Origin of the sequence: Comamonas sp. 4034, assembly GCF_050434545.1 — a bacterium.
GTDB classification, from domain to species: domain Bacteria; phylum Pseudomonadota; class Gammaproteobacteria; order Burkholderiales; family Burkholderiaceae_C; genus Comamonas; species Comamonas odontotermitis.
In genome coordinates this window covers 171,957-191,586 of the sequence record NZ_JBNDIT010000009.1, presented here as the reverse complement: position 1 = coordinate 191,586, position 19,630 = coordinate 171,957, and the positions used below count along the sequence as shown (strand labels likewise).

Annotated in this window: 16 protein-coding genes and 1 tRNA gene; 6 read left to right on the top strand and 11 right to left on the bottom strand. The window is 60.2% G+C overall.

Annotated features, from left to right (window positions below; genetic code table 11):
• Window positions 1-172: 172 nt before the first annotated feature.
• Window positions 173-1,672, bottom strand: coding sequence for a hypothetical protein (locus tag ABIE32_RS12190; RefSeq protein WP_429016446.1), 1,500 nt, complete (start codon window positions 1,670-1,672; stop codon window positions 173-175).
• A 321-nt stretch (window positions 1,673-1,993) separates the two neighbouring features.
• Between ABIE32_RS12190 and ABIE32_RS12185 the strand changes: the two genes are divergently transcribed.
• Window positions 1,994-2,344: a hypothetical protein gene (locus ABIE32_RS12185; protein WP_429016444.1), complete on the top strand. Its 351-nt coding sequence runs from the start codon at window positions 1,994-1,996 to the stop codon at window positions 2,342-2,344.
• A gap of 54 nt (window positions 2,345-2,398) precedes the next feature.
• On the opposite strand, the gene ABIE32_RS12180 is transcribed toward ABIE32_RS12185, so the two are convergent.
• On the bottom strand, window positions 2,399-3,763 hold the full coding sequence (locus ABIE32_RS12180) for a chloride channel protein (RefSeq protein WP_429016442.1): 1,365 nt from the start codon (window positions 3,761-3,763) through the stop codon (window positions 2,399-2,401).
• Window positions 3,764-4,041: 278 nt separating this feature from the next.
• On the opposite strand from ABIE32_RS12180, the gene ABIE32_RS12175 reads away from it, so the two are divergent.
• Window positions 4,042-4,197 carry a hypothetical protein gene (locus tag ABIE32_RS12175; RefSeq protein WP_429016441.1) on the top strand — a complete coding sequence of 52 codons (156 nt, stop codon included), beginning with the start codon at window positions 4,042-4,044 and terminating at the stop codon, window positions 4,195-4,197.
• Window positions 4,198-4,239: 42 nt separating this feature from the next.
• The gene (locus tag ABIE32_RS12170) at window positions 4,240-4,548 is read left to right on the top strand and encodes a hypothetical protein (RefSeq protein WP_429016438.1); all 309 of its coding nucleotides are present in this window, start codon (window positions 4,240-4,242) and stop codon (window positions 4,546-4,548) included.
• An 87-nt stretch (window positions 4,549-4,635) separates the two neighbouring features.
• Here ABIE32_RS12170 and ABIE32_RS12165 read toward each other — a convergent pair.
• From ABIE32_RS12165 to ABIE32_RS12150, 4 genes are all read right to left on the bottom strand, one after another.
• Window positions 4,636-4,710, bottom strand: a tRNA-Arg gene (locus ABIE32_RS12165).
• A 71-nt stretch (window positions 4,711-4,781) separates the two neighbouring features.
• Window positions 4,782-9,095: a translocation/assembly module TamB domain-containing protein gene (locus ABIE32_RS12160; protein ID WP_429016436.1), complete on the bottom strand. Its 4,314-nt coding sequence runs from the start codon at window positions 9,093-9,095 to the stop codon at window positions 4,782-4,784.
• A 2-nt stretch (window positions 9,096-9,097) separates the two neighbouring features.
• A complete protein-coding gene (locus ABIE32_RS12155; protein WP_429016433.1) occupies window positions 9,098-11,035 on the bottom strand; it encodes a BamA/TamA family outer membrane protein in 1,938 nt (645 codons plus the stop codon).
• A gap of 2 nt (window positions 11,036-11,037) precedes the next feature.
• Window positions 11,038-12,225 carry a vWA domain-containing protein gene (locus ABIE32_RS12150; RefSeq protein ID WP_224151402.1) on the bottom strand — a complete coding sequence of 396 codons (1,188 nt, stop codon included), beginning with the start codon at window positions 12,223-12,225 and terminating at the stop codon, window positions 11,038-11,040.
• 73 nt (window positions 12,226-12,298) lie between these two features.
• On the opposite strand from ABIE32_RS12150, the gene ABIE32_RS12145 reads away from it, so the two are divergent.
• Together ABIE32_RS12145 and cls are read left to right on the top strand one after the other, a co-directional pair.
• Window positions 12,299-12,943: a hypothetical protein gene (locus tag ABIE32_RS12145; protein WP_429016430.1), complete on the top strand. Its 645-nt coding sequence runs from the start codon at window positions 12,299-12,301 to the stop codon at window positions 12,941-12,943.
• Between the two features lie 79 nt (window positions 12,944-13,022).
• Window positions 13,023-14,495, top strand: coding sequence for a cardiolipin synthase (gene cls, locus ABIE32_RS12140; protein ID WP_429016429.1), 1,473 nt, complete (start codon window positions 13,023-13,025; stop codon window positions 14,493-14,495).
• Window positions 14,496-14,548: 53 nt separating this feature from the next.
• Here the strand turns inward: cls and ABIE32_RS12135 are convergent, their stop codons facing one another.
• The 3 genes from ABIE32_RS12135 to ABIE32_RS12125 all read right to left on the bottom strand — a co-directional run bounded on the left by ABIE32_RS12135 (window position 14,549) and on the right by ABIE32_RS12125 (window position 16,283).
• A complete protein-coding gene (locus ABIE32_RS12135) occupies window positions 14,549-15,142 on the bottom strand; it encodes a GNAT family N-acetyltransferase (RefSeq protein ID WP_429016426.1) in 594 nt (197 codons plus the stop codon).
• Between the two features lie 66 nt (window positions 15,143-15,208).
• On the bottom strand, window positions 15,209-15,421 hold the full coding sequence (locus ABIE32_RS12130) for a hypothetical protein (protein ID WP_429016424.1): 213 nt from the start codon (window positions 15,419-15,421) through the stop codon (window positions 15,209-15,211).
• 7 nt (window positions 15,422-15,428) lie between these two features.
• Window positions 15,429-16,283 carry an AAA family ATPase gene (locus tag ABIE32_RS12125; RefSeq protein WP_429016423.1) on the bottom strand — a complete coding sequence of 285 codons (855 nt, stop codon included), beginning with the start codon at window positions 16,281-16,283 and terminating at the stop codon, window positions 15,429-15,431.
• Window positions 16,284-16,387: 104 nt separating this feature from the next.
• On the opposite strand from ABIE32_RS12125, the gene ABIE32_RS12120 reads away from it, so the two are divergent.
• Complete coding sequence (locus ABIE32_RS12120) at window positions 16,388-17,056, top strand: c-type cytochrome (protein ID WP_429016421.1); 669 nt, start codon at window positions 16,388-16,390, stop codon at window positions 17,054-17,056.
• Window positions 17,057-17,145: 89 nt separating this feature from the next.
• On the opposite strand, the gene ABIE32_RS12115 is transcribed toward ABIE32_RS12120, so the two are convergent.
• Both ABIE32_RS12115 and kefC read right to left on the bottom strand, forming a co-directional pair.
• Window positions 17,146-17,580 (bottom strand): DUF1841 family protein, encoded by a 435-nt coding sequence (locus tag ABIE32_RS12115; RefSeq protein WP_224151409.1) that lies wholly within the window; start codon window positions 17,578-17,580, stop codon window positions 17,146-17,148.
• A 47-nt stretch (window positions 17,581-17,627) separates the two neighbouring features.
• Entirely contained in the window at window positions 17,628-19,505 is a 1,878-nt protein-coding gene (gene kefC / locus ABIE32_RS12110; protein ID WP_429016417.1) for a glutathione-regulated potassium-efflux system protein KefC, read from the bottom strand.
• Window positions 19,506-19,630: the final 125 nt, after the last annotated feature.

The window sequence follows — 19,630 nt, the reverse complement described above, 5'->3', positions numbered from 1 at the left end:
AGTCCTGGACGGCAGTTCGTTTGAACTCTTCGTCATATCTTCCCATGAAAACTCCCAGAGGTTAGATCGGCGTCCAACTTCTGGGGGTCAGTTCAGTGCCAATCCGTGGCACTGGGGAGGCATTTTTTCGTTTGTATGGTGCGTTTAAAAGCCACCCGACGGTGGGTGATACTCAACTTTGACGCGTGCTTCTTATGCCCAGCATGCTAAGCAGTGCAAACAATCCCATAAGCGCCCAAACTCCCAGTGTAGGAACCGCTTTCAAATTTGGGTCTATGGGTTGATTGTTCCCCTGGATTGAAACCTGTGCAGCGCAGGGTGGCGCTGATCCATCCGAGCATACCTGCGGGCTTTGGGGTGAGGCAGTAGCTACGTTGGTTATTTGATCAGGGAGACTTGCTGCACCCACTGCCTTGACCGTATAGATTGCCGAACCACCTGGGGCAAGGCTGTCAATTGTGTCAGCCAAAGGCAGGATGCCTGATAGCGCTCCGCAGGTTCCGGAGCAAGTCCAGGTTCCCTCCGTAAAGCCAGCGGGTAGAGGATCGCTCACAGCGATCTGGGTGGTTCCAGCATTGCCTGGATTGGATACGGTGATTGTGAATGTGGCCGTTTCTCCTGGTCGCAGGGAGCTCACATCGCTGGTCTTGGTAATCTGAATCACGCCAACGGAGGAGACTGCTGCTTGGGCGGTGCAAGGCGCGGCTGCGCCGCCACTACAGATACCAGTCCCGGGATCCACGGACACAGTGTTGATAAATGACGCAGGTGGACTCGCGATGACTTGGCCAGTCATACTATAGGTCAGCATTGCGCCGGAGGGTAAATCAATGCCAGAGTGATTAATGCCTCCAGTCCCGGAGACTGCTGGACAGACTGCTCCACCTGTGCCAGTACAGCTCCACTCCGTACCACTGAATACGCCTGCAGGAGGTGTATCTAACACAGAGACATTGTTCGCCGTAACTAACGTGTTATTGGATACAGTGATGGTATAGGACAGTGAACCAAGGGGTGCGACCGTTGGAGTGCTCGAGACCTTTGTCACATCCACCACAGCTTGTGCACATACACCTTTGCTTGGCTGCATTTGCGCCAAAAAGCCAGATGGCGATGAAATGTTGTTGATTCGGAATACGAGAGTATTTAGTCCAGCTTGCCAATCATCATTCAGAGTGAGTTGGCTCAATGCGCTGAAACCACCCCGTGGAAAAGTCATGCCGTGGCTACTTTGAGGAATTCCATTTACATATATTTCCATTGCCAAGTCATCAGTGGCATATGTCATAGGGAGGCTGAAGTTGCTTGGAACTACCGTGGCGTCTAGATTAAAAGACATGCGATAGTAAAACTCACCTGGGCCAGCAGCGAACCCCAGCCAGCCAGCATTCCCAAATGGTGACGTGACCCATGCACTGGCACTGTAGTTAACTGGCACATCTGACCAACTTGCGACCGAGGCAGGACCAGTCGTGTTTCCCAGCCCTCTTTCCCATCGAGGGTCGAGGCTGCCATTAGGCAAAGCAGTCCCCGTAGCCTCGTTGTATCCAGTATTGAAAAGATTAGGGTCGGAGGTGCAACTGATGGTTGGAATAGTTGCAGAGAATGCAAAGGGTGCTGCGCAAACTGCGGCAGCTGCGACGAATTTCTTCAAGTATTTGAAATTTAACAATTTTCCCTCCTGTAGAACTTTGTTCTGATGCTGCAATTATGTGCAGAATTTTTTCTATCGATGTGGAATGTCAATATTTAACAACAATGGTGCTGCGACGCATTCAGAAAACTCTATATACTGTTTTTATATACAGTATTTTGGGGTGAGCCCATGCAGATAGATCAGATCGCCATTGCCGTGCTCGGAGGCTTTCAGGCGATGGGCCTGCATCTTCGGCATGCTTGGTCAGCCGTTCTGGTTCTATGCCTAATGGAAGGCTGAGCAGTGGGGCATATTCGCTGTGAGCGTGCTCTACGCCCTGGCCTGGATGAAAGGGCTATGGAACCATTGGATTCGGCCTACACCCAGCAGCATCGCGGCGGAGAAAATAGGCACCATTCAATTCGTCCCCGAAGTGAAAAAATGATCCAGAGCCTGCACATTGAAAAAAGCGCGCCCGGTCAGTATCTGGCCCGGGTCATGAATGAACACTCAGAAGCCCTGTGCTTCACATCGAGCTGCATTGCTGGCGCGATCCGAGACGCGGCCCGCATGATCCCCAAGGCCCGAGCGTTTCACATCTGGTATGAGCATGTGAGCATCGGAACAACCCCCGTCCTGCACATGCAGAACGACCCGGAGACGCTGGCCTCCAAGCTGAAGCTGTTGCATGGGCAGTTCTGGGGTTGAAAGCAGGAGCAATGAGGGTGGTTGTTCTATCGGGCTTTCAATAGGGTCAATGCCTCATGGTGAGGGTAAGGATTTTTGCCCTGGTTCCTCTTCCTTGGAGGGAGTCGAGCCCTGCACTTGGCTCAGCATGTAGTTCGCAAGGGTCTCATAAAGAGGTCTTGCAATCATGCGAGAGACAAGACTAGCCAGCATCGCTGCTGCCATCAAACTCAAGACCATAGAGTGTCCATCGACCATTTCCATGACAATGATGAATGCGGTGAGCGGCGCTTGTGTGACGGCCGCAAGGAAGGCGGCCATGCCCATAGCGATGAGTGCAGGTGCTATGTCGCTACCCATCAGGAGAGAAACATTGTGTCCGACGCCTGCACCAATTGAAAGCGATGGAGCAAAGATTCCGCCAGGTACTCCCACCCAGGCAGATAGCCATGTCGCAATGAATTTGAGGGTTACATACAGTGTCGGCATTTCGGCTTGACCTGCCAGCATATGCTTGACCTCTTCCGATCCTGCACCAAAAGTTGCGCCACTCGTTGCCAAGCCAATGACGGCAATTAGCAGACCACCGCCAGCGGCAAAACGGATCGGAAATCGAGCTCGGAGGCGATTAAGGCGCTCTGGCGCTCCTGTCAAAGACGCTGCCATGAGCTTCGCAAACAGGCCACCAAGCACGCCACAGCTTAGAGCGACGCATATGCCAGGGAGTAGTGCGTCCCATCCAAGCCCTGGAACCTGAATGCGTCCGAAATAGCTCAAATTTCCGAAGAAAGAAACGCCCATGAGACCCGCGAGAACAATAGCTGCGATGATTAGTCCGCTCGCACGCGATTCCAGTTTGCGCGAAAGCTCTTCAATGGCGAACACAACCCCGGCAAGTGGTGCATTGAATGCTGCAGCAATACCTGCTGCACCACCAGCCACCAACAGCGCGTGACTGGTGATGCCTGACCGAGGGCCAAACCAGCGCTTTGCATGGTGCATTACGCCAGCAGCAACTTGCACAGATGGTCCTTCGCGGCCTATTGATAGACCGGCGAGAAAACCAAGACCCGCGAGAGATATTTTGGAGACAGATAGCCAAAGCGAGACAAATCGACTGCGCTGTTGGTCATTAAGGGAAGTCTCTTGCGCAGCCATGACTTGAGGAATTCCCGATCCTGCTGCACCTGGTGCCCATCGGCGCGTTGCCCAGACAATTCCGGCAGTCAGGCAAGGAGTCCATAGCAGTACGGCCCACCCGCCTTGCCAATGATAGATGCGCATGAACCAGCTGAAAGCGGCTTCTGCAATCATGGTGAACCCCACGACACATAGCCCTGCGGCTACAGCGTAAGCCAGTACAATGCAGCGCTCTATCCAGCGCCATCCATCCCCGAACTCTTGTCTCAGGTTCTGTATGAAGTCTGGTTCTTGGTGCATTGCGCCCTCATTGGTTGAGGGTGCCAGTCTAGTCAATCAGCTATTGAGCGGCTCTATCGAAATCGAACCAGTGACAATAACGCTCAGGCTTTTGAGTTCCAACAGATATAAGCAGGCAATTTGTGTTTGACTGAAAGCTTGTATGGGTGGATCAGCGAACTACTCACTAAACCGATGTAATTTTCTAAATTCCGCAATTTGAGAATTTGTCGCTTTCATTGTGAGAGGCGCGGATGTATTACCCCAATGCGGTGCGTCTGCACAATCCGGAACTACCCATGAAAACCGTGCACATCGTTGCTGTGGCTCTCTTGATTGGTGCAATAGCCCTTGCGTTTTACGGGCAGGCAAAGGCATCCATTGGCTTGCTAGGGCTGTCCACGCTCATCGAGATCATTGGAGCTGCCATCACTGGCAAGAGCCGGAATACTTGAGGCGGCAGTTACCTCGCTCTGCAGCCGCGCGAGAGCGGCGTTGTGCTGGCGCTGGAGCCGCTCCAGAGCGTTTTTGATGTGGCGGTGATGCCTTCAGAAGACGTGTTTTTGGCAGCAGCGAAATTTTGCCGCAGTGCTAAATCTCTGATCTTGCTGATACTGAGGCTTTTCACAGGAGAAGCCCACATGGCATTCGACAAATCCCGCGAGTCCGATCCAACCCCACGCCTACGGAAAATGGCTGTAGACAAAAGGCAACGCAAGAAGATGCAAGAGCAACTATATGCGCCTGGTGTGTGCCCAGATTTCAGGGAAAAGGTGCGGAAAGTGCTGGAAGAAACAGAGCCCTGAATTAGACCGAAATAGGTTGTTCATGTCCCCGGTATGTCCCCGGAGGGCCTAAAAAAAGACAGGCCAATTGATTTCATTGCGAAAAATTGGCCCCCCCGACAGGAATCGAACCTGTATCTAGCGCTTAGGAGGCACTCGTTCTATCCATTGAACTACAGGGAGTGAGACCAAGCAGCTATTGTAGGTGGTGTTCGGCAGGTGCCGGACAAACTCCGCTCTGTGTTGTGGCTGCCCTAGTCAAAACGCAGCGTGTAGATCAGATCCAGCGCGCTGGTCACGCCTGCCGATCCGCGCAACTGCAGGTTGCGGGTGAAATCGTAGAAGATGTAGAGCGCACCCAGCGTGCCGCCCAGACCGGCTTCGTAGGTCACATACAAGTCCTTGGAGAGGCGCTTGCCCAGCGACAGGCCGGCAGAGCCGTTGTCGCCGCCCAGGCCGATTTCATCCAGGCCCAGTCCCTTGGCGATGTTGCCAGTCAGGCTCTCGCCCGATCCGCCGCCCAGCAGGGCGAGGGCGGCCTGCTGCATCATGGCGCTGCTGGCGCCGCCGCCGGCAGGGTCGCGGCCCATGACCACCCATGATATTTTCTCGGCATCGGGCATTTCCGGGTCGGAGTACAGGCGCACGCGCGGCGCCATGGCGGAGCCACTGACCTGCACACCGGCCTTGACCGAGATGTTGGGGCGTAGCGCCAGAATCTCGAGCGATGGGTTGTTGTAGGGGCCGTTGAACCGGATCTGGCCGGTTTCCACATTCAGCACCTGTCCCCAGGCGCGGTACCGGCCTTCCTCTGTGGTGATGACGCCGGTGATGCGAGGCATGCCGATTCCGTTGCCGCCTGCGTTCTGCACATTGAGCGTGCCGCGCAGGCGCGTGGTGATGCCATAGCCTTGCAGCGCAAAATCATTGCCCAGATCCAGCTTCACATCCAGCAGCATGGGCTTGGCGGGGGTGATGCCGCCGGCGGGTTCGTTGGCCTTGCCTTCGGCGGCTTGGGCCGCCTCCTGTTTGGCCTTTTCGGCAGCGGCGGCACGGCTCGCCTTGGTATGCACCACCACATCGCTGCCCAGGGTGGGTGAGGATTCGTTGGCCAGCATGATGCTGGCGCGGTCCACGCGCAGGTCGCCGGTGATGCGCATCTGGCCTTGTTGCAGCTGGCTGCGCACATCGCCTGAGATGCTGACCTGCCGGTCGGCGCGCACCAGTACCTGCAGGGCCTTGGCCTGGGTTCGGATGTCCATGGTGATGTCGGGCTTGCCGCCATCTTCGGGCATGCTCCAGCGGATCGTGCCTGTTGCATCCAGGGTGCCGCCGTCGACGGGGGCTTCAGTCAGGTTGCCGCTGTAGCCGATGATGCGGGCGCGGCTGCCTTCACCGCCGTCAAAGTGCAGGCGCTGCAGTGCCAGTTCATTGCCATTGAGCTGGGCACGCAGGGTGCCGTTGCGCAGATCCACGCCATCGAGCTGCGACTGGATATGCATTTTGTCGGCCGACAGGCTCCCACTCCAGCGCGGATCGCGCAGGTTGCCGGCCAGCTGCACGTCTGCGCCCAGGCTGCCTGCCACGCGCCATCCAGGCGGGGCGAAGCTGGCCCAGATGCCCAGGTCAGGCATCTGGGCCTTGATGGTGCCGCTGAGCGGGGCATCGGGCGCGACGGTTGCAGCCAGATAGTCTTTGCCTTCGAATTGCAGCGCGGTCTGCAGATCGGCATTGAGCTCGCCCGCGTTGGCAGAATCCCAGCGCACATTGGCACGTACCTGGCGCTCCTGCACGGTCAGGGCAACGGTTGCGGTACGGATGCCGGCGGTGATGGTTTCCTTTTGTTCGGCAAACGCCTTGGCAAGGCTGCCCTGTTTGCCGCTGGAGTGGAAGGTGACGCTCTTGGGTCGGCTGCCCTGCACATGCAGGCGCAAGTCGCCGCTCGCCCGTTCCACTTCCAGCTTGGCGTTGAGGCCATTGGTGGTGCTGATGTCCCACCGGCCTTGCACGACGAGGTCCGAATCGAGCGGGCTGGTGCCCTGGTTCTGGTTGGCGTCAGGCTTTTGGAAGGCGCGCGCCCAGCGCAGTGGCAGGCCTTGCACGCTGCCGGTGCTTTGCAATTGCACGGATTTGTCTGCGCCCTGGCTGAACTGAAGTGGGTTCCATTGCAGCACGACGGTGCCAGCCTGCGGGCCAGTGAGGTGCAGCTGTCCTGTTCCGGTACTGGCGGTCAGTGCTTGTTTGCCTTGGGGCAATTGCAGCTTGAAATCGAGCGGCTGCTGCAGCGCCAACTGCCATGGCTCCTTGTTGGGCGGGAGCGTGGCGCGGGCCTGCAGCTGGCTCAGGCTGCCCGTCCACTGCTGCTGTGCATTGCTGCTGGCCGCCATCTTGATCTGGCCACCAAACTGCTGCTCGCCATGGCGCGCTTCGGTTTGCAGATCGGCCTGCACCTTGGCGAGGTTGCCGATCAACGCCAGTTGGGTGTTGCGCAGTTGCCAGCTGTCCTCGGCATTGTTGCTGGTGCGCACGGTGAGCTGCGGGGTGTTGACGGTTGCCTCCAGCGCAAACGATTGTGCGCCTTTGGTTGCCACGCCTTCGGGAAGTTTGGCGAGGAGGCCGGCCTGCTGCAGTTGGCGCAATGCATCGCCATAGCCACCGCTGTAATGCAGCTTGGCCTCCAGGCTGCCTTGTGCGCTGAAGTCTGCAGGCAGCGCCTCGGCAACGCCGGGTACCTTGCGCAGCCATTGCATCAACTGTTCTGCACTGGCCAGCTTCAGGCTCGCGTCGCCCTTGCCCTGGGTCGGCGTGGCCTGGGCCTGGATGTCCAGGTTGGCGCCGGGCACCTGGGCACTTACGCGGCCTGCACCGCTTCTCTTTTCGATATTGGCAACCAGCTGCTCGGCACTGAGGTGCGCGCCCAGCGCGTCGATCTGCGCGGTCTGCAGTTGCAGCTCGGGCGCTTTCCAGCGGCCTTTGGCGATGATGCGGTCGATGGGCAGGCGGGCCGTGGTTTTTGGGTTCTTGGTGCTTCGGGCTTCTGGCGCACGGTTGGAGCGTATGTCGCTGTCAAAAACAATAGCGTCGTCCTGCGACTGGGCCGTCAGCTTGCCGGAGAGCGGTGCGCTGTCCACCCGGGTGTCGATAAGTGCCGGGTTCAGCGCCTGCAGCTCGGCTTGCAGCGCAGCATGGTGGTCTGTCAGCCGGTAGTGGCCTGCGGCTTGCAGGCGGCCGTCGCCCAGTTGCACGGTGGTGCCATCCAGCACATCGATACGCTGGCCATCAAACAAGGCCTGGGCTTGCAGGTGTTGAATGGGCAGGCGCTGCGTGTCCAGCGGGCCGGGCAGGGCATTGTCGATATCAACGGCGATGTCGAGGGGCACAGGCAGCAGGGCAGGTGCAGCGGCCTCTGCTGGCGCCTCGGCAGGCGGGGCCGCCAGGGCGGGCGCAGGGCTGTCTGCCTGTGCCTTGGCCAGTGCATCGGCCTGGGCTTCGGTCACCGCGATTTTGCCGTTGAGCAGGGTGGTGGGCAGGCCAGGCATAAACGCTGCCAGGTTGATGCTTTGTACGGTGGCCTGCGTGGGGCCCACCGGCCAGGGTTTCCAGGGGTAGATGGTGGCATCCACATCGGCCTGCATGGGGGGGGCTTTGGCCAGGGCCTGCGCGGTCTGGTCCTGGCCATGGCGCGGCGTATTGCCTGCGGCTTTGGCTGGGGCGTTCTTCGGCGCGGCAGTTGTACTGTCTGTCGGCGATGGCGGCGCAATCTGGGGCTTGAGCTGGGCCACCACACGCAGGCTGGCGTCGGCACCTGCCAGGTTGCCGGTGACGTTGGCAGTGGCATCGGCCAACATGGCTGGCAGCTGTGCGGTAGCCGGTTGGTCTACATGGGCGCGCAGCTCGCCATCGAGTTCCATCGGCGCCAGTGCACCCAGGGTAAGCTGGGCCTGGTAGCTGCCGTTGAAGGCCTGCACGCTGGTGACCTGCAGGCGGTGCTCGTCGCTCTGATACAGGTAGTGGCCCTGTAGTCCGGCGATGGTGATGGGCTGGGCGGCGGCCCAGACGATTTCATCCACGGAGAAGGGAATATCGAGCACACGCAGCGGCAGCGGCAACTGCTCCAGCGGCTGGGTAGGCTCCTTGGGTTGCTCGATGCCGGATGGCGTGATGGTGAGCTGGGCAATGTGGATCGGTGCGAGGCGCACTTCACGATCCCAGATATTGTCGAGGGTCCAGCCAATGGTGGCGCCGCTCATGTCGACGCTGATGGAGGGGTTGCTCCACTGCAGGTTGCCGATGCTGCCGCCTTGTCGCAGGCTGCCGCGCACATCGGTGGCCTGCAGCTTCTGGTCTGCTGGCAGGAAGCGCTGCGCGATGGCGATGACGCGTGCGAGCGAGTCATCCTGCCCGCTCCACCACCAGGCACCGCCCAGCAATGCAGCGATTGCGACGAAGATCAATACAAAAAACCATAGCAGCCAGCGCGCAATGCGTCTGCCCCAGCTTGCTTTCTTACGAAGAGGCGGTGGCGTTGGTTGGCTGCCCTGCGGCGTGGAGAGAGAGGTATCTGCCATGGTCAAAAGCTGTATCCCAGGCGCAAATGCAGGCGAAAGCGCTGGTCTTTCAGTCCGTAGGCCACATCGGCCTGCAGTGCGCCCACCGGGCTGCGCCAGCGCAGGCCCGTACCAATGCCCCAGTAGGGGGTCATGTCGCCGACCTTGTCGGCTACCGAGCCCACATCGGCAAACACGGCCGATTCCCAGTCGCTGACTTCGCCATTGCGCACCAGAGGGCGCTGATATTCAACGCTGCCCACGTACATGTAGCGGCCGCCGTAGACCTTGTCGCCGGCAACGCTGGCGCCAATCTGCTTGTAGCCATAGCCACGCACAGTGGTGTCGCCACCGGTGATGAAAAGCTGCGTGGCAGGAATGACTGCAGAATCCTTGGCCAGAATTGCGCCCCCTTCGGCCCGCAGTGCGAGACGCGCTCCACGCGAGCTGCCATTGGGCGCGGTCACCGTACCGGCCGGTACAAATCCTTGCCAGCGCAGCAGGGCGCGCATGAATGGGTCGCGCTGAGGCGTGAGGGTGAAGCCTGCGCCCAGTTCTGCCGCAATGCCGTAGCCCCGCGTGGGATTGGTGTTGTTGTTGAAGTAGCGGCCTGTCCAGCCGTAATTGGCGCTGATGGCGCTACTGGATGGAATCTTTTCCAGGCCCTGTACGGAAGACGAGAAGTCGTACTGCAGGAATGCGCTGCGGTCGATGTGGTCGGTGCTTTTCTTGTGACCACCGCGAATCTGGGCCGAGTTGATGGTGAAGTCGCCGTTGATTTCGCGCTTGACTTCGCCGCCTGCAAAGTCCGCCCAGCCGTCTTCGCCGGGCAGGTCGGTCCACTCCGTGCTGATCAGTTTCTTGTCGCGCTCGAACGAGAGCTTGCTCACCGCGCGCCAGCCCAGCAGAGGCATCTTGTTGTGGATATGGTCGAGGCTCAGGCGCGGGCCGGTATCAGTGGACATACCGATACCGAAGACCACCTTTTGCAATTTGGCCTCGCGCACCTGGGCAATCACGGGCGCGGCCTCAGGTATCTGGGTGTTGGTGTCCAGCGTCAGAAAGACAGAATCGTAGTAGCCGCTTGCGGCCAGCCGCGTCTGCGCATCGAGCATGGCGGTTTCGCTGTAGTCACGGCCGGTGGGCAGGCGCGCAATGCGGGCAGTGCCGACCGGGTCGTAACGCTCGGCGCCTTCAATCGACAGGGGGCCAAACTTGTACAGCGGCCCGCTGTCGTAGTGCACCGACAGCCGGGCCTGGTTGGTGTCGCCGTCAATATCGGCCTTGCTGGACTCGATCTTTGCGGTGGGGTAGCGGCGGCGCTGCAGGGTGCGAAGGCCTTCGGACTTTGCACTGTCCCAGCCTTTCTGGGTGAACCCGGTGCCGGGCGGCAGGTCCCAGTTGCGCAGCAGTCGCTCGCGCCGGCTGGCGAAGTTCTTCTCCTCCGTCACGGCGCCGGTGTAGTCCAGTGCCACATCGGCCACCTTGGTCTGTACGCCGGGAGTGACTGAGATGATGATCTGCGGGCGGGCTTCGCTGTCTGCCGCAGATATTCCGCTGCCCGCAGGCGCTGCACCTGTATCGAATACATCAATTTGTATCTCGGGGCTGAAATAGCCCAGCGTGCCCAGCAGCTCGCGCACGTTCTCGTCGGCACTGCCCAAAAGCCGCGTCAACTCGGTCAGCTGCAGGCCGGGAAAGCTGCGGTAGCGCTTGAGGTCGATGTATTGCTCCAGGTACTTTCTGACATCGTCGGGCGCTTTCACGGTCAGGTCGAACGCGGGCTGGTCGTTGTCGGCATCGTGGCCGTCGGAATTTCTGTCTGCCGCGGTTTCGGTGCCCTTGGCACTGCTCTGTGCATCCTCGCCACTGGCGCGCGGTGTGCTGCTGCAGCCAGTCAGCAAGGCGGAAAAAACAATAAAAAACGCCGGCAGGACCGGCGTCGTCAGGCGATATCGCATGGTCACTTTGACAGCAACCGCATTGTGTCCTCCAGGCCTTTCAATGACAGGGGAAACATACGGTCGCCTACGAGTTGTTGTATCAGGCTGATGCTCTGGCGGTATTGCCAGACACCTTGCGGTTCGGGGTTGATCCAAGCGTGCTTGGGAAAAGCGTTAGTCAGGCGCTTGATCCATTCGGCACCCGGTTCTTCATTGTTATATTCAACCGAGCCGCCCGGTTGTAGGATTTCGTAAGGACTCATTGTGGCATCCCCCACAAAGATCAGTTTGTAATCCTTGTTATATTTTCTGATGATGTCCCAGGTCGGAAATTTTTCGGCATAGCGGCGCTTGTTGTTTTTCCACATGTAGTCGTAGACGCAGTTGTGGAAGTAATAGAACTCCAGGTGCTTGAACTCGCTCTTGACGGCGGAAAACAGCTCCTCGACGCGCTGGATGTGGTCGTCCATCGTGCCGCCCACATCCATCAGCAGCAGCACTTTCACATTGTTGTGCCGCTCGGGGATCATCTTGATGTCCAGATAGCCTGCGTTGGCGGCGGTGGCCCGGATGGTGTTGGGCAGATCGAGTTCGAGTTCGTTGCCGTCGCGGGCGAACTTGCGCAGGCGGCGCAGCGCCACCTTGATGTTGCGCGTGCCCAGCTCCTGCGTGTCGTCGTAGTCGCGGTAGGCACGCTGCTCCCACACCTTGACCGCGCTTCGGCTTTTACCGGGGCCGCCAATGCGGATGCCTGCGGGGTTGTAGCCGCCGTGGCCAAACGGGCTGGTGCCGCCGGTACCGATCCACTTGCTGCCGCCTTCGTGGCGCTCCTTCTGCTCTTCGAGGCGCTTTTTCAAGGTTTCCATCAACTCATCCCAGCCCATGGCCTCGATCGCCGCCTTTTCCTCGGGGCTCAGCTCCCGCTCCAGCACCTGTTTGAGCCAGTCTTCCGGCAGTTCCTTCTTCCAGTCTGTGAGCAGCTCCATGCCTTTGAAATAGGCGGAGAAAGCCTGGTCGAACTTGTCGAACAGCTTTTCATCCTTGACCAGGCAGGTGCGGGCCAGAAAGTAGAAATCGTCCAGGCTCCAGGCATCTTCCGATCGTGGACCGGCCAGGCCTTTGTCCAGTGCCTCCAGCAGGGTGAGCAGTTCCTTGACCGAAACTGGCAGCTTGGCCGCGCGCAAGGTGTAGAAAAAGTCGATCAGCATGGGGTTGTAAACAATTGGTAACAGAAGCGAGCTAGTCTTTCCAGTCTAACGGGACTTGGGGGAGCATGCTGCCATGGTGATGATCAAAACGGACAAGGCCAGGCAGGCGTTGCGCAACCGTGCCAGCCTGTCGGTGCAGGAGCGGCAGATCCTCATCTTGTGCGATGGCATCCGCTCCCGTCAAGAGATTGCGGGTTGGCTCGGTGACACCGCCCTGGCATTGATGGACAGCCTGCTGGCCCAGGGGTATCTGGTGCAGCGTCCGGTGGAAGGGCAGGCCTGGACGACTCGCGACTCCCATGACGCGTTGCGCCAGGCATCGCTGGCGCCTTCCCCGGCAGCAGAACAGCGCGAATCCACGCTGCTGCCAGCGGGCATCGACCTGCAGCCCTCGCGCCCGGCGCCTTTGGCACCTGCGTTGGCGCCTGCACGGGAGGCGCTGTCGTCTTCCGCTGCCAAACGCTCTCTGGCCGCATGCAAGATGTATGCATCCGGCATCCTGCAGATGCAGCGCGGCGGCGATGCCCAGCACATGCTGGCGCAGCTCAATGCCAGCCAGAACGAGAGCGATCTGGTGGTCAATCTGCTCAAGGTGCTTCAATTTCTGAAGCAAAAGACCAACGCCAGCTATGCGGACAACGTGAAAAAGCACATGAGCAATATTCTGCCCGAGCAGCATCTGCCTGCGCTGCAGGAAAGCCTGCTGAGCAGGCTGTGAATGGCGCCCACCGGGGCTCAGGCGCAGATGAAGGCCGTGCTAGCATGAACCATCTGTATTGGCGTGTCCGTCGAATCTCATGCACAGCAATCTGCTTCCCCAACTGTGGACAGGCTCTGTTTTCATCTTGCATCTGCTGGTCGCGGCCCGCGCGCTGACGCGGGCCAACCGTTCGCCTGCCTCGCGTGCAGCATGGGTGGCAGTCATCATGCTGGTGCCGCTGGTGGGTATTGCGGCCTATCTGTTGCTGGGCGAGACCAGCATCGGGCGCTCGCGCGCGCGGCGGCTGCGCCGGGTGCAGACTACTTTGCAGCGGCCGGTGCAGACGCCTGCGCAGGTGTCGGGGGCGGCAGCATCCCTGGTGGCCCTGGCGCATTCCATTACCGGTTTTGATGCAGTTGCGGGCAACCGCATCGTGCTGCTGGGCGACGCGACGGCGGTACCGGCCCAGCCCATGGTCAATTCCAAGGCGGCCATCCACCATCTGATCGACGACATCGCGCAGGCGCGTCAGCAGGTGCACATCGCCTTCTACATCTGGTTGGCCGACGATACCGGCCAGCGCCTTGCGCAGGCGGTGGCGGCTGCCGCACGCCGTGGCGTGCAGTGCCGGGTGATGGTGGATGCGCTTGGTTCGCGCGCCTTTCATGATGGCGCCCTGTGGCGGGAGCTGGCGCAGGCTGGAGTGCAATTGCTGGCCACGCTGGATGATGTGAGCCGCCTGCGCCACATGGCGCTCAGCCGCGTGGATTTGCGCGACCACCGCAAGCTGGTGGTGATCGACAACCGCATCGCCTATTGCGGCAGCCAGAATTGCGCGGACCCCGAGTTCCGCATCAAAGCAAGGTACGCGCCCTGGATCGATGTGCTGCTGCGCTGTGAGGGGCCGGTGGTACGGCAGATGCAGACGCTGTTCTTGAGCGGCTGGATTCCGGAGACCAACGAAGCCGGGCTGGACGACCTGCCCAATGCGCCGGTGGCCGCGGCGGATGCCGCGCCGGGCAACTGCGTGGCGCAGGCGGTGGAAACAGGCCCCACGGCGCGGCACAACGGCATGTCCGATCTGTTTGTGGCCAGCATGTACGCAGCGCGCCACGAACTGCTGATCACCACGCCATACTTTGTACCGGACGAGGCCTTGTTACGCGCCCTGTGCGCCGCGCCCCGGCGTGGGGTGGCCACCACCCTGATCGTGCCCGCACGCAATGATTCATGGCTGGTGGCGCAGGCCTGCCGCAGCTGCTATGCCGACCTGCTGAGCAACGGGGTGGCGCTCTACGAGTATCCGCTGGGTGTGCTGCACGCGAAGACCTTGACCCTGGACGGCGAGATCAGCCTGGTGGGGTCGGCCAACATGGACCGCCGCAGCCTGGAGCTGAACTACGAGAACAACCTGTTGATCAGCGACTGCGAGGTGACGGGCAGCATACGCGCGCGGCAACTGGGCTACCTGTCCGTGTCAAAGCCCGTGGATGTGGCAACGGTGCGCGCCTGGCCATTTCATACCCGGCTGGTACACAACGTGGTGGGCATGATGGCGCCGGTGCTGTAGTTTCGCAGCCATTGCGCCTGGCGCCCATCAGGCGCGAGGTCGCTTGACGAACATCAGCGTGGCTTGTTCAGCAGGTACAGCAACTGTGCCTTGGCTTCGGGCCACTCGCCAGCGAGCATGCTGTACATCACGGTGTCGCGCACGGTGCCATCGCGGCGGGGCGCGTGGTGGCGGATCACGCCGTCCTTCCTGGCCCCCAGGCGCTCAATCGCCCGCTGGCTGGCAAAGTTGAAGTTATCGGTTCGCCAGCCCACCACGGCAGCGCCCAGGGTTTCGAATGCATGCGTCAGCAAGGTCAGCTTGCAGGTGGTGTTGACATGGCTGCGCTGCACGCTCTGCGCATACCAGGTGTAGCCAATTTCCACGCGCTTCAAGGCGGGCACGATGTCGTGGTAGCTGGTGCTGCCCAGCACCTTGCCCGTGGCTTCATCGATGACGGCAAATGGCATGCGGTTGCCCGCTTCGCGCATGTTCATGGCCTGCTCGATGTAGAGCCTGGTGTTTTCCGGCTCGGGAACGGAGGTGACGCGGATCTTCCAGAGTTCGCCATCCTGCGCAGCGGCACGCAGGCCGTCTTCATGCGCAAAGTCCAGGGGCGTGAGCAGCACGCCGTTGCGGCGCAGATCGATGGGTTCCACAAAAGCCATGGTGTTCCTGAATGTGATGAATTGGATAGCGGATTGTGCTTAACCGCGGGGTATTTCAGCGTGTTTCTATCTGGACTTTCGCCAGCGCCTGGCCAGTTGAAGGCCTGCCCCGCCGCCCAGGCCCACCAGCGCAATCGCGGCAATGCTGCCCGCGCTGTAGCCTTCTTCAAACAGCGGCCAGCCCAGCAGGTGCGAAATGCCCCAGCCTGCCAGCGCACCGGCCAGAAAGCCGATGGCGTCTGTCAATCCTTCGGTCAACAGTTGCTGCGGTGTGGCCATGCGCTGGCTAGCGGTTGCGCTGGTTCATGAAGACCAGCTTCTCAAAGAGGCTCACGTCCTGCTCGTTCTTCAAAAGCGCGCCCACCAGGGGGGGCACGGCAATCTTCTGGTCGGCGGTCTGCAGCACCTCGGGCGGAATGTCTTCGGCAACCAGCAGCTTGAGCCAGTCGATGAGCTCGCTGGTCGACGGTTTTTTCTTCAGGCCTGGCAGGTTGCGGATTTCGAAGAACACCTTCATGGCCGCCGACAGCAGCTCCTGCTTGAGCGTCGGGAAATGCACCTCGACGATCTGCTTCATCGTCTCCGCGTCTGGGAACTTGATGTAGTGAAAGAAGCAGCGGCGCAGGAAGGCATCGGGCAGCTCCTTCTCGTTGTTGGAGGTGATGAACACCAGCGGGCGGTGCTTGGCGCGGATCATCTCGCGCGTCTCGTAGCAATAGAACTCCATGCGGTCGAGTTCGCGCAGCAGATCATTGGGGAATTCGATGTCGGCCTTGTCGATTTCATCGATCAGCAGGGCCACGGGCCGGTCTGCGGTGAAGGCCTGCCACAGCACGCCTTTGACGATGTAGTTGTGGATGTCATGCACACGGGCCGCACCTTCCACATCGGCAAGCTGGCTGTCTCGCAGACGACTGACCGCATCGTACTCGTACAAGCCTTGCTGCGCCTTGGTGGTGGACTTGATGTGCCACTGCAGCAGCGGCATGTCTAGCGCCTGCGACACTTCTTCCGCCAGCATGGTTTTCCCTGTGCCGGGTTCCCCCTTGACGAGAAGCGGTCTTTGAAGGGTAATTGCCGCATTGACCGCGAGCATCAGGTCATTGGTCGCAACGTAGTTCTGTGTGCCTTGGAATTTCATGAAAGAGAATGCAGAATCGAGGTGACAGGGTCTGTTTCAGCGTTGACTATAAACTTAGACACCGCCTAGACGCGGTAGCTTTTCCACACGATTGTGCGCGCAAAATGAATAAAACATTGACCACGGTATTTGCATTGGCTGTCGCGTCTGTGACGGGTTGGGCGGCGGCCCAGGAGGTGAAGGGTGATGCCAAGGCTGCCGAAGGAAAAATTGCCATGTGCATTGGCTGCCACGGTATCGTGGGCTACAAGGCCAGTTTTCCTGAGGTGTACCAGGTACCGAAGATCTCGGGGCAGAACGGCAAGTACATCGAGGCAGCGTTGCATGCATACAAAAAAGGCGACCGCAAACACCCCACCATGCGCGCCATTGCCGACTCGCTGACCGACCAGGACATTGCTGATCTGGCCGCGTATTACGAAAAGCACACCACCGGTGATGTAACGGTAGCTGAAAAGCCTTCGAGAGAGCCGAGCACCAAGACCGCTGAGCTGCTGAAGAAAGGCACCTGCGCATCGTGCCATGGCGACAATTTCTCCAAGGCCATCGATCCCACCTATCCCAAGCTGGCTGGCCAGAATGCCGACTATCTGTATGCAGCCCTCAAGTCCTACACCGTGGAGAAGAACGGATACATCGGCCGTTCGCACCCGGTGATGGGGGCCATGGCCAAGCAGTTCAACCATGCGGAGATGAAAGAGCTGGCAGACTACATCGGCAGCCTGCAGGGCGGCTTGCAGACCGTGCCGGAATCGCGCTTCCGCAGCAAATAAGGCAGCAATGGCGGGCAACGCAGCAGTTGCTTCAGCAAAAACGCCCGGCAATGCCGGGCGTTCTGCTTTGTTAGGGGGGAGAGCGGCGCTCAGTCCTTGGTGGCGTTGCGCTGCACGGCTGCCACGTAGGCGTCTCCATCAGGGGGGCGGCCCGAGCGCTGGCTCTCCCACAGCATGGTGCCCAGGCACTCCATCGCAACATGATGTGCATCATGCAGCGAGCCCAGGCGCTTGGCGAGCAACTCCACCGCCTGGCGGATGCCACGTGGCTGGTCGATGCTGCATTGCTCGCTGATCGACAGGTGCATGGACAGATGCAGAAACGGGTTGGTCTTGTCGGGTGTCAGGTCGTAGTTACGGGCGATGGCCGCATCCACGTCGCTCAGGTCTTCGCGGTATTCGGGGTGCTCGGCAATCCACAGGCCTGCCAGGGTTTCGATGGCTTCCATGGGCTGGCCGGCTTGCTGCTTGGCATGTGCAGCGCAGAAAAAACGCCGCACATCGGCTTGGGAGGGGTTGAACATAGGGCGCAAAGCGTAGCACGCAGCCGGTGGGCTGCGCGTGCCTACGGTCAAATGTGGGATTGCGGGTCGTCCGGCTGGTGGGGGTAGGGGCTGCTGGGGGCCTGCTCGGCTTCCTGCGCCTGGGTCTGGCGCTCCTGGCGCTCTCGCATCATCTGCTCGACCAGCTGATCGCGGCCCTGGCGGCCCACGGCCAGCATGGTTTCGCGGTCGTTGCGGTGTTCGTACATCTTGTTGGTCAACTCGATGTTGTGGGCACGGAACACCGTGACCACATATTGCGCGTCCTCAGGGGTGTAGCCCATCAGCTCCAGCGTTTTCTCGGCCGTCTGCAGGCTGGAATCGAACAGCTCACGGTCCACATACTGCACGCCCATGTCACGCAGGGCAAACCAGTGCGCCACGTCCTTGGCCCGCGTCACGATCTTGAGGTGCGGAAAATGCTGCTGCACCAGCTTGACGATCTGGTTGGTCTGGCTCTCGTCGTCGACCGCGATCACCATGACCTCGGCTTTCTCTGCCCCGGCGATGCGCAGCAGATCCTGTCGGGTGGCATCGCCATAGAACACACGGTAGCCGAAGTTCTGCGCGACCTGGAGCATCTCGACGCTGTGGTCCAGAATGACCGCCTTGATGCCCTGGCTCAGCAGCACACGGGTCACGATCTGCCCATAGCGTCCAAATCCTGCGATCAACACGGATGCTTCCTGCTGCTCGTGCAGCTCTTCCGGCGCATCTTCACCGGTGGCGAGGTTGGCAAACCGTGGCATGAGCCAGCGGTCCATGGCGGCCACCATCAGCGGCGTGGCCACCATGGAGATGGCCACTGCGCCGATCAGCAGCGAAGAGTGCTGCGGACTCACAATACCCTGCGCCTGCGCGGCACTGAACACCACGAACGCAAACTCTCCGCCCTGCGCCAGCAGCAGCGTGAACAGCGGGCGCTCCTGCAGCGGCATGCGCAGCACGGTGGCGAGGCTGTAGATGACGACGGATTTGATGAGCAGAAAAATCACCACCAGCGCCAGCATGGCCAGGGGGGACGACAGGATCACCGAAAAATCGATGCTCATGCCCACCGCGATGAAGAACAATCCGAGCAGCAGGCCCTTGAAAGGCTCGATGTCGGTCTCCAGTTCGGCGCGGAATTCGCTGTCGGCCAGCAGCACGCCAGCCAGAAAGGCACCGAGAGCCATGGACAGGCCGATCTGCAGCATCAGGTAGGCAATGCCCACCACCAGCAGCAGGGCAGTGGCGGTAGAGATCTCGCGGGAATCACTTTGCGCAATCCAGCGCAGCACGGGGCGCAGCAGGTAGCGCCCACCCACGATGACGGCCGCAATGATGGCAAGGGTTCTGGCGATTTCGAGCAGCATGTTGCCGTCGTTCTGCGCGGCCTGCTGGCCCACGGCCAGCAGGGGCACGAGTGCCAGGATCGGGATGGCCGCCACGTCCTGGAACAGCAGGATGGCAAAGCTCGTCTTGCCGCTGTTGGTAGACATGAGGTTACGCTCTGCAATGCTTTGCAACGCAATTGCAGTGGAAGACAGTGCCAGGCCCAGGGCCGCAATCAGGGCCATATGCCAGTCAAACCCGAGCAGCCAGCCTGCGGCAAACAGACCTGCGGTGCACAGCAGCATTTGCGCGCTGCCCACGCCGAAAATGGGGCGGCGCATGCTCCACAGGCGGCTGGGCTGCAGCTCCAGCCCGATCAGGAACAGCATCAGCACTACGCCGAACTCGGAAAAATGCAGGATGTCCTGCACATTGCTGACCAGCTTGAGGCCGCTGGGGCCGATGATCATGCCGGCCACCAGGTAGCCGATGATGGTGCCAAGGCCGAGGGCGCGTGAAATCGGCACGGCGATGACAGCGGCTGCCAGGTACAAAAAGGTGTAGGTCAGCCAAAGAGGGGCGTGCGCTTCCATGCGTGCAAAAAATGGTGTTGTTGTAGGTACTTTGGGGACGAGGTTACGTTTTTTTGGTGATTTGTGGGAATTTATTGCAATTTTTTGCGTTCTGCGTATGCCCAGCAAGCGCAGGCTGCTATGAA